Source organism: Acinetobacter sp. SK-43 (genome assembly GCF_015351505.1).
GTDB lineage: Bacteria > Pseudomonadota > Gammaproteobacteria > Pseudomonadales > Moraxellaceae > Acinetobacter > Acinetobacter junii.
In genome coordinates this window covers 1-9,140 of sequence record NZ_JADKPY010000039.1, presented here as the reverse complement: position 1 = coordinate 9,140, position 9,140 = coordinate 1, and the positions used below count along the sequence as shown (strand labels likewise).

The following is a 9,140-nucleotide window of genomic DNA, read 5'->3' as shown; positions in this document are numbered from 1 at the left end:
TTAACATTTATATATTGCTCAAAAAATCTAGCTAACTCTGAGCACTTCATTCCATTTTGTTAAATAGCTAGGAGATTTGAAGCTCTGAGACATCGCCCATGCTCGTCCATTTGGCGTAATCAAACGCCCAAGCGTGATTTTATCTTTACCAAATTTTTCATTGATATGATCAAATGTCATCGATAGACTTTTCCGTGCCAGCATTTCATCCATATCATGAAATAAATCAACAGCATGACTATGTTGTGGAATAATATCTAACAAAATGACTTCTGCTTTTTTATAACGGTAACCTTTTTGATAAATTCGGTCTAATCCTATTTGCACAGCCTTCAAAATCTCTAAACGATCATCACTATAATCAGCTAAATACACCACTGTAAATGGACGATAATTCTCTGCTTTATTAAAACGATTTGTACGGATACTGACACCGATCGCCTTACATAGAAGTTTTTGCTTCCGTAACCGTTCAACTGCTCTTAAGGTAAATTCAGTCAATGCTTCGCTTAGGCTATTTTTATCCTGAATTAATTGACCAAAAGAACGACTACTTAATACCTGTCGTCGATCAGCCAACACGTCTTCAATTTCTAAACAGGCGATGCCACGCAACTCTTTAACTGTATTTTCCAAAACAACAGAGAAATGTTTTCCTATCATTTTTGGATCTGCTTCAACCAAATCCATAACTGAATGAATACCCATCACTTCTAAACGTTGGCGAATCTTACGACCTACGCCCCACACCTCACCTACTGCGGTATGATTCAATAAATCCTCGATCACACAAGGATCTTCATCAACCATATTACAGATACTGTTAAAGCATCGATGGGTTTTTGCTAAATGATTTGCAATTTTTGCCTGTGTTTTGGAATATCCAATGCCTATACAACAAGGTAATCCTAACCAGTTTTTGATGGTTGTTAGAATGGTTTGAGCATATTCTGTTAAATCAAAATGATGCTGATATGCTGTTAACTCAAGGAAACACTCATCAATCGAGTAAATTTCTTGTTCACATGGAGCAACGAAACTGCCCAAAATATTCATAAATCGCCGTGACATTTCTGCATACAACGCATAATTACTTGAGAAAACGGCAACCTGATGCTTTCGAATAATATCTTCGATCTGAAAAAAGGGAACCGCCATCTTGATACCCAATTGTTTTGCTTCATGCGAACGCGATACTACACAGCCATCATTATTTGAAAGTACCACAACAGGATGCTTTTCTAGCTTCGGATTGAATACACGCTCGCAACTCACATAACAATTATTCACATCAATCAAGGCAAAAATACGTTGTGGCAATGGCATGGGATCACCTCATCGGCTTTAAGTTATAGGTCACGACGCCCCAAATCACCAACTCCTGTCCTTCTTGTATATAAATATTTTGATAATCAGGGTTTTCAGCTTTTAACCAAACTTTGGGTGGACTGAAATGATGATCAATCATCAAACGCTTTACCGTAAAGTCATTATCAATCAGTGCAATGACGATATCGCCAGACTTTGCAGGGATACTTCGATCAACCACTAAGGGATCATCAATATCAATGCCAGCATCCAACATGGACAAGGAATTTGCTTTTACGATAAATGTCGAGTTTTCATTTCTAATTAAAAACTCATTTAAATCCAAAGCTTGCTCAACATGGTCTTGTGCAGGCGATGGAAAACCTGCTGCAACACGTTCCGTCGCCAAAGGAATATGGTAAATTCGATCATTCTTTGCTTGAACACTCTGAACTTTCAAAGAAGTGCTGAGATCGGTATTAATACCTGTCTTGGCATTATTCAATAACCAGTTTTTAATGAAATCAACTTGTGATTCAGGAACACGTATTACTTTGGTGGGTTCGCTAAATTGAGCTTTACGACCAGCGTTGGTTCGAGCCCCACCATGTTCAAACTCAGTTTTTTTGGACATAACTCACCCCTCCCTTGTTTTCATCGCCTTTATTTAATCTAACTTGAAAAAGTTACAAATTCAAGTTGACGAAAAATTAATTTTGCATAAGAATAAATTTCATAGATCAGATTTTGGCTTGTTTAAGTTAACAAGGATGTCAAACAAACTAACTTTCGATAATTAAATCATATATTTAGGCAACTTATGCTTTGATAGTATTTGATTTAACAGATTGATTATTTTGATCTTTTCAGCAGTTAGGTTTTATTCAAGATTTTTTGATGTGGAGACATGAAAAATGAACAATCAACGTGATGCTATTCTTGGCTATGCTGACGAAAAACACGCTTATTTTATTCGTCTCATTGAGAACAATACCGTTTTGGGTAGTTGTTATGGATTATTCTGTGACAGCCCCAACAGTGAGGCGGCTGAAAGTATTATGACAACTTTATTTTTAAAGAAATCTTTTTGGCTCAATGGTTCTGAATTTCAAGATATTATTCAAGGACTAAATCCGATTCAGTAAAATCATTTATGCAAATTAGCTCAGATACGAAACAAGTTTCCGTTCGTGTAAATTTATACAGTACAAGCAACACATTCAGATATTAAGCAAATAATTCATATAAAAGACTCATGATCAATAAAAGATATTTAAATAAAAAACCACTTAAACATTGATTTAAGTGGTTTCTTTTATTTCATCAAGATTTATATAAAGCGTTTATCATTTACTGGAGCAACAAGTTTATAAATTTTTCCATCTGCCTCATTTTCAAAGAGCAAATCGATATTTGGATGAATAATTTCACCATCTACCTCAATATGTTCCACTCGCTTAAAAAAAGGAATGTCTTTATCTTCAAGGTCATTAAGCTGAGCAATTACAATTGATTCATTTTCTTCTTGGTCTTTTACGACCACTGTCACCTTATTCATAGTATTCCTCATTTAATAATAATTCCTGATTAGACTATGCCCTATAGATCAAAGTCTGTCTAACAACGGGTTGTAAGAAATATTATAAGTATTAACAGACTGTTAATTTTTCATCTAAGTTATTGAAATAAAAAATATAGATTTACAATTATGTGTAACACTGAAAAAGTAGAACAAGAAAACTGATTAAGCAAAAGGCTGCCGAAGCAGCCAATATTTGTACTAATTTCCTCGATAGGTTGAATAACCATAAGGACTGAGTAATAAAGGAATATGATAATGTTTAACGGTTCCATCCACTTTAAAAATCACAGGAACTTCTGGAAAAAAGGTCTGTTGCTTTTGTCGATTGAACCAAGCTTCAGTTTTAAAGGTCACTTTGTAGATCCCTTTTTCCAACGCTTTGTTCTCAGGATATAGCGCAGTAATCCGCCCATTTTCACCCGTAAGTTTCTGATTCAATTTAATCCACTGATCACCAGAGCTTTTTTCAAGGACAACTTCAACATTGGCTGAAGGTAAACCATTTTCCAAATTTAGAACATGGACACTCAATGGGTTCTGTTCAGCAAATGCCGCTGAACTGAATAAAATAAGCGAATAAGGTAAGATTTTCTTTAACATCACAAACTCCTCACAGATTTTTCAATATTTGAATGGCTGATGTAGCACAGTAATCATCGTTTTTAGCACCGCCTGCTCCAGCAACGCCAATCGCTCCGACCACTTGATTTTGGTATCGAATAGGTAATCCACCACCCAATAACAGCAGCTTAGAGACGGTGGTCAAATTTTTTGCATCAGGATTGCTACTTGCTGTTTGACTCAAAGCCAAGGTTGCTGTTTTCGTTGATAATGCTGTAAATGCTTTTTGCTCTGCAGCATCTAAATTGTGTGGACCCACAGACTCATGGCGGTGTGCATAAAGCGTATTACCACCTTGATCAACGACTGCGACTGCAATATTTTGCTGAATTTTTTTGCATACACGCTCAGCTTCACTGGCTAATACTTTGGCTGTTTGAAGATCCAATGAATAAACTTGCTTCAACTCCATAGAGTGTGCAACAGTGCTACTGAGCAGTAACGTTAAACCAAGAATTTTAAGCTTACTCATATTGATTCCTGCCTGATATGCTTTGAAAATCTTAAACAAATCCATTCCGCCACAGCATGACAATCACATTACAAAATTGTCATGTTCACAAAGAGTCTGAACAAAAATGTGTATTCTGATTATCGAAGATGAAACGAAGATCGCGTCTTATTTAGTAAAAGGCTTAATTGAGTCAGGCTATACAGCGGAGTGCGTCCATTCAGGACTAGAAGGTTTGGAAAGATTAAAAATGAAATCCTATTCTTTGGTGATTTTAGATGTAATGTTGCCTGATCTTGATGGCTGGGATGTATTGAAAATACTTCGCCAATTTTCTAAGGTTCCCGTGATCTTTTTAACTGCAAAGGATCAGATTTTAGATCGTGTCAAAGGCTTAGAACTGGGTGCAGATGATTATTTAGCAAAACCATTTTCCTATATTGAATTACTTGCTCGGATCAAAAGTCTTTTAAGACGCCAACAATATAATCAAGAAAATGAGCTCTCGATTGCGTCATTAAAGATGGATTTAACACAACACAAAGTTTGGCGAGAAGATGCATTAATCGACCTCAGTAAGAAGGAATTTAACCTACTTCGATTTATGCTTTTGCATCAAGATGAGATTATTACGCGCCGCCAAATTGCCTCAGAAGTTTGGAATATTAACTTTGATACAGATACTAACTTTATCGATGTTGCTGTACGTCGCTTACGCAGCAAAATTGATGATGGACATGATTTAAAGTTAATTCATACGATTCGGGGCTTAGGTTATAAGCTATCGGTTCAAGCATGATGAATCATATCTTTCGCTCATTAGAATTGAGACTCACTCTACTGGTGACTTTTTGCAGCGCTCTCGTTTTATGCGTAGTGGCAATGATTAGTTATGTTGGGATTAATCAAATTTTAATTATCCAACAAGATCGTGCTCTGACGGACCGAATTGAACGACTCGAAATACTTCTACAAGATAGTGAAAATATAAATCAAATTGTTGCTCGTCCTAAACTCTATCAAAATATGTTAGGCAACCAAGATAACTTGTTTATTTTAATGGATCATAATCACCGTCTAATTGATATTAATCCCTTAAATATTCCCCTTCCCAAATTGGCAACCTCAAGCAGCATCCAATTTACAGATTTGACTCAGACCGAACACCCAACACGCTTGTCATGGAAAACGATCAACATTCATCAAAAGCCTTATGTGCTCATTGCGGGCAAGCAATGGTCTGAACGTCTCAATATTCTTGAGCCATTCCGTATCGGTTTATTGGTTTCAGTGAGCATCGGGGTTGTACTGATTTTTATATTATCTGCTCTGGCTAGCCATTTTGGACTCAGTACTTTAAGAAAACTGCAACAACAAACTCAGGCAATCAATGTACATCAATTGCAGCAAAGAATTCAGCTTGATCAAGCTCCATCAGAAATTGAACAACTGACAGCAGACATCAATACCATGCTGAATCGAATTGAAATCGGATACCAGCAACTCAACCGATTCTCAGAAGACATTGCACATGAATTTCGTACTCCACTCAATAACCTGATTGGACAAACGGAAATTATGCTCATGGGTGAGCGTACAGATGAGCAATACAAAGAACTGCTGTATTCAAATTTAGAAGATTACCAACGCCTAAAACGTATGATTGATAGCATGCTGTTTCTTGCACGCGCGGATCGTCGGATGGTGATGTTAAATAAACAATGGGTCGATCTACCCAACTTGGTTGAGACGATTTGTAACATTTTCGAGCATCAAGCCGAAGAGCAAGCTTGCCAGTTTATTTTGCAGTTAGAACAAACCCAAATATTGGCTGATCCAGAATTACTACAACGAGCACTTTATAATTTAATTTCGAATGCACTGACACATGGTGGTTTACAACGTCAGATCAATATTGGCAGTCGAAACAACCAACAAAATGGCTCAAGCTCTACGACTAGTTTATATGTGATCACTAGTGATACGAGCATTGCAAACGAGCATCTTGATTCTCTGTTTGAACGCTTTTATCAATGCACTTCTAGCCGCCATCTAAGCAGCCAAACTGGAGGTCTTGGTTTATCCATCGTTGCCTCCATTATGACTCTTCATCAAGGTGAATATCTGGCTTACAACACTCCAGATGGTATTTGCTTTGAACTCATTTTTCCGAATGATTGCGATAAATAAGCTTTAAAGGTATAGACTTATAACCATTCACTTGTATCATCCGCGACTGGCGTTCCATGCATAACGTGCATAATCATTGCATAGGCAATACTTCCTTTAAATGGAATTTCAGGCAGTTGATCAAATTTGAAGAACTGTGCATCACTAATTTCTTTTTCCTGTATTTTAATTTCACCTGAATGATATTCAGCTTTAAATGCAACCATTAAATTACTTGGAAATGGCCATGGCTGGCTGGCGAGATACTGAATATTTTTGATATTTAAACCAACCTCTTCCAAAGTCTCTCGACGCGCTGCTTCTTCTAAGGTTTCCCCGACCTCCACAAAGCCTGCAATTAAACTATACATGGTCTTATTACGCGTTGTTCTTGCAAGCAGTATCTCATCATCCCCTCTTGTGATAATCGTAATCACACAAGGATTAACACGTGGATATTGGTTATAACCACAACTTGGACACATCATCGCAAACTGATCAGTACTTTGTTGCGTCTTGTCACCACATCGCCCACAAAACTGATGGTTACGTCGCCATTCTAAAAGTTGTACAGCTCGACTTGCTTGCTCAAACTGTTGGTGATTCCAATATTGTAAAAGCTGACGTATCGGCACCAGCTGATAGCCAACAGGTATGTTTTCATTGGGTAATAGATCTCGCGCAACGACCTGCTCGTCCTCTGACAGTACTAAATCACTGTGCAATTTTTCAACTCGTGGTAATTGAAACTGTTCATCAACTAAAAGTTGTTGTTGCTGAAAAATATAAGCAATCGATAGATTTGACATTACATTACCTTAAATTCAATAACATGAGATATATCAATAGAAATGCTAGCAATCCCCAAAAGGACAATTGAGGATAGCAAACGCAAAATTAATGGTGCTTATATTGACGTGAGCAGTAGCCACGATTGATCTCTGGTGAACGTAGTTGCAAATGCTTGGTTTTTCGACCCGTCACCCGTTTACGCCAGAGTTTAAAACTACTGGCTTGCAAATTTTGCCTCATCAGTTTGATTACAGCAGATTCATTCAGACCATATTCGCGCTCTAGCGCTTCAAAAGGTGTTCGATCTTCCCATGCCATTTCAATAATTCTTGAAAGGTCACCATCATCATAATTTTTAGCATTCAACATAAAATGAAATCACTTCGCTGTCGTTCAATATCAATCTGTTAAATTTCCTAACAAAGCATAAGTAACTCAGGATGAAGAAAGTGTGATTTTTCGAGTTATTCTTTTCATTTGAAATAATATTCAGCACATTGAAAATTAAATAAATGATCAAAGAATCATCCCAATTATTTTTTCAAGATTGACTAATCATCTAAATGCCGATAGTTATCTTAGAAAATATTACTGAGGATAATTCCGATGTTTTTGCTAAATGCTGATTTTTCAAAGTTCGCAGTCGTCAAACCTAGAGACTATCAATGGGTAAAATCACCTGGCGGCGAAGTAGAACGTGTCATGTTAGACCGAATTGGCAATGAAGTAGCTAGAGCAACAAGTTTAGTCAAATACGCACCTCTAAGCTTATTTCCAAAACACCAACATCCTCATGGCGAAGAGATTTTGGTATTGTCTGGAATGTTCACTGAAGATGGTAGCCAACACTATCAAAAAGGATGGTATTTGCGGAATCCTCATAACTCTAGTCATATTCCATCTAGTGAGATGGGCACCTTGATCTTTGTCAAACTCAGACAAATGTCCGAGACTGAAACTGAAGCTGTTCGTATCGATACCCATAACCCGAATAACTGGAAAAAAATGGGACATCGGGACATCTGTGAACTTTACCAATCTCAGCTAGAGCATACTTATCTAGAAAAAATCATGCCCCTACATCCCATCGAATATGATGTAAAAGGTGGTGCTGAAATTTTAGTGATTGAAGGTGAAATCAGCCATAGTGAAGAAACTTATCCAAAAGGTTCTTGGTTACGTATTCCCCCACAAGCAGATTACCAACTTCAATCAGGTCAACAAGGCGCAACACTTTATCTAAAAACAGGTCATCTGCTCGCCATGATTCAGTCAACTCATAAAATTTAATGAGCGACTCCGAAATACATGTTTCAATCAAAGATGATGAATCAACTAGCGATGCGTATGAACTGACATCACAATCCCAAAACCTGCCAATAAGGTGATAATAGCTGTACCACCATAGCTCATAAATGGTAATGGATCTCCTGTCACAGGAAAAATTCCACTGACCATACCTGAGTTAACAACGACATATAGAAAAAAAGACAATGCTAATGAACCGACAATCAATCGTCCGAAATTATTAAATGAGTTCAATCCGATCATAAAACAGCGGATGATGATTGCTGCATATAAGCTAAATAGAATTACCACACCAATAAAACCAAACTCTTCTGCATAAGTTGACATAATAAAGTCTGTATGCCGTTCAGGTAAAAATCCAAAATGTGATTGAGTGCCTTGTAAATAACCTTTTCCTGAAAACCCACCCGAACCAATCGCAATTTTAGACTGAATAATATTCCAACCTGAACCAAGGACATCAGCCTCAGGATCAATCAAAGTTGTGATACGCTTTTTTTGATAGCTTTCCAATAAAAAAGTCCAAGCAATCGGAAGAAATAACATCACTAAACCCATAGAGCCTAGAATTAATTTCCAAGAAATACCTGCCAAAAACAATACAAACAGACCACTGGTGAGGATCAGAATGCCTGCCCCCAAATCAGGTTGTAATGCGACTAAAAGTAAAGGAATGACAATTAAAACCAATGAAATCAAAATATGAAATATTCTAGGTGGCAAAGCATTTCTAGATAAAAACCACGTGATCATCAGCGGCATTGCAAACTTCATCAGTTCACTTGGTTGCATACTTCCTAACAATGGAATGGCAATCCACCGACGTGCACCCATTCTCACTTCACCGATAAAAAATACAGCGATAAGCAGTACCAAACTCACAGCATATAGATAAGGACTAAATGCCTG

At 37.2% G+C, this 9,140-nt stretch carries 12 protein-coding genes; 4 read left to right on the top strand and 8 right to left on the bottom strand.

Annotation, left to right across the window (positions count from 1 at the left end; translation table 11 throughout):
• Window positions 1-27: 27 nt before the first annotated feature.
• The gene (locus IRT38_RS08895) at window positions 28-1,326 is read right to left on the bottom strand and encodes a Y-family DNA polymerase (RefSeq protein ID WP_194597480.1); all 1,299 of its coding nucleotides are present in this window, start codon (window positions 1,324-1,326) and stop codon (window positions 28-30) included.
• A 4-nt stretch (window positions 1,327-1,330) separates the two neighbouring features.
• Window positions 1,331-1,942 (bottom strand): LexA family protein, encoded by a 612-nt coding sequence (locus IRT38_RS08890; protein ID WP_004953212.1) that lies wholly within the window; start codon window positions 1,940-1,942, stop codon window positions 1,331-1,333.
• Window positions 1,943-2,222: 280 nt separating this feature from the next.
• On the opposite strand from IRT38_RS08890, the gene IRT38_RS08885 reads away from it, so the two are divergent.
• A complete protein-coding gene (locus IRT38_RS08885; RefSeq protein ID WP_004913221.1) occupies window positions 2,223-2,453 on the top strand; it encodes a hypothetical protein in 231 nt (76 codons plus the stop codon).
• A 185-nt stretch (window positions 2,454-2,638) separates the two neighbouring features.
• Here the strand turns inward: IRT38_RS08885 and IRT38_RS08880 are convergent, their stop codons facing one another.
• From IRT38_RS08880 to IRT38_RS08870, 3 genes are all read right to left on the bottom strand, one after another.
• On the bottom strand, window positions 2,639-2,866 hold the full coding sequence (locus IRT38_RS08880) for a hypothetical protein (protein WP_004913223.1): 228 nt from the start codon (window positions 2,864-2,866) through the stop codon (window positions 2,639-2,641).
• 222 nt (window positions 2,867-3,088) lie between these two features.
• A complete protein-coding gene (gene uraH, locus IRT38_RS08875) occupies window positions 3,089-3,490 on the bottom strand; it encodes a hydroxyisourate hydrolase (RefSeq protein ID WP_039046938.1) in 402 nt (133 codons plus the stop codon).
• A gap of 10 nt (window positions 3,491-3,500) precedes the next feature.
• On the bottom strand, window positions 3,501-3,983 hold the full coding sequence (locus IRT38_RS08870; RefSeq protein ID WP_194597479.1) for a GlcG/HbpS family heme-binding protein: 483 nt from the start codon (window positions 3,981-3,983) through the stop codon (window positions 3,501-3,503).
• Window positions 3,984-4,089: 106 nt separating this feature from the next.
• On the opposite strand from IRT38_RS08870, the gene IRT38_RS08865 reads away from it, so the two are divergent.
• Together IRT38_RS08865 and IRT38_RS08860 are read left to right on the top strand one after the other, a co-directional pair.
• Window positions 4,090-4,761, top strand: coding sequence for a heavy metal response regulator transcription factor (locus IRT38_RS08865; protein ID WP_005053282.1), 672 nt, complete (start codon window positions 4,090-4,092; stop codon window positions 4,759-4,761).
• Entirely contained in the window at window positions 4,758-6,152 is a 1,395-nt protein-coding gene (locus IRT38_RS08860; protein WP_194597478.1) for a heavy metal sensor histidine kinase, read from the top strand. Before IRT38_RS08865 ends, IRT38_RS08860 begins: the two co-directional genes overlap by 4 nt.
• A 17-nt stretch (window positions 6,153-6,169) precedes the next feature.
• Here the strand turns inward: IRT38_RS08860 and nudC are convergent, their stop codons facing one another.
• Together nudC and IRT38_RS08850 are read right to left on the bottom strand one after the other, a co-directional pair.
• Window positions 6,170-6,940 (bottom strand): NAD(+) diphosphatase, encoded by a 771-nt coding sequence (gene nudC, locus IRT38_RS08855; RefSeq protein ID WP_004953196.1) that lies wholly within the window; start codon window positions 6,938-6,940, stop codon window positions 6,170-6,172.
• A gap of 88 nt (window positions 6,941-7,028) precedes the next feature.
• The gene (locus IRT38_RS08850; protein ID WP_005402934.1) at window positions 7,029-7,292 is read right to left on the bottom strand and encodes a TIGR03643 family protein; all 264 of its coding nucleotides are present in this window, start codon (window positions 7,290-7,292) and stop codon (window positions 7,029-7,031) included.
• A gap of 237 nt (window positions 7,293-7,529) precedes the next feature.
• Between IRT38_RS08850 and IRT38_RS08845 the strand changes: the two genes are divergently transcribed.
• Window positions 7,530-8,213 carry a cupin domain-containing protein gene (locus IRT38_RS08845; protein ID WP_194597477.1) on the top strand — a complete coding sequence of 228 codons (684 nt, stop codon included), beginning with the start codon at window positions 7,530-7,532 and terminating at the stop codon, window positions 8,211-8,213.
• A gap of 45 nt (window positions 8,214-8,258) precedes the next feature.
• Here the strand turns inward: IRT38_RS08845 and rodA are convergent.
• The coding region (rodA, locus tag IRT38_RS08840) for a rod shape-determining protein RodA (RefSeq protein WP_194597476.1) at window positions 8,259-9,140 on the bottom strand (882 nt) is incomplete at its 5' end.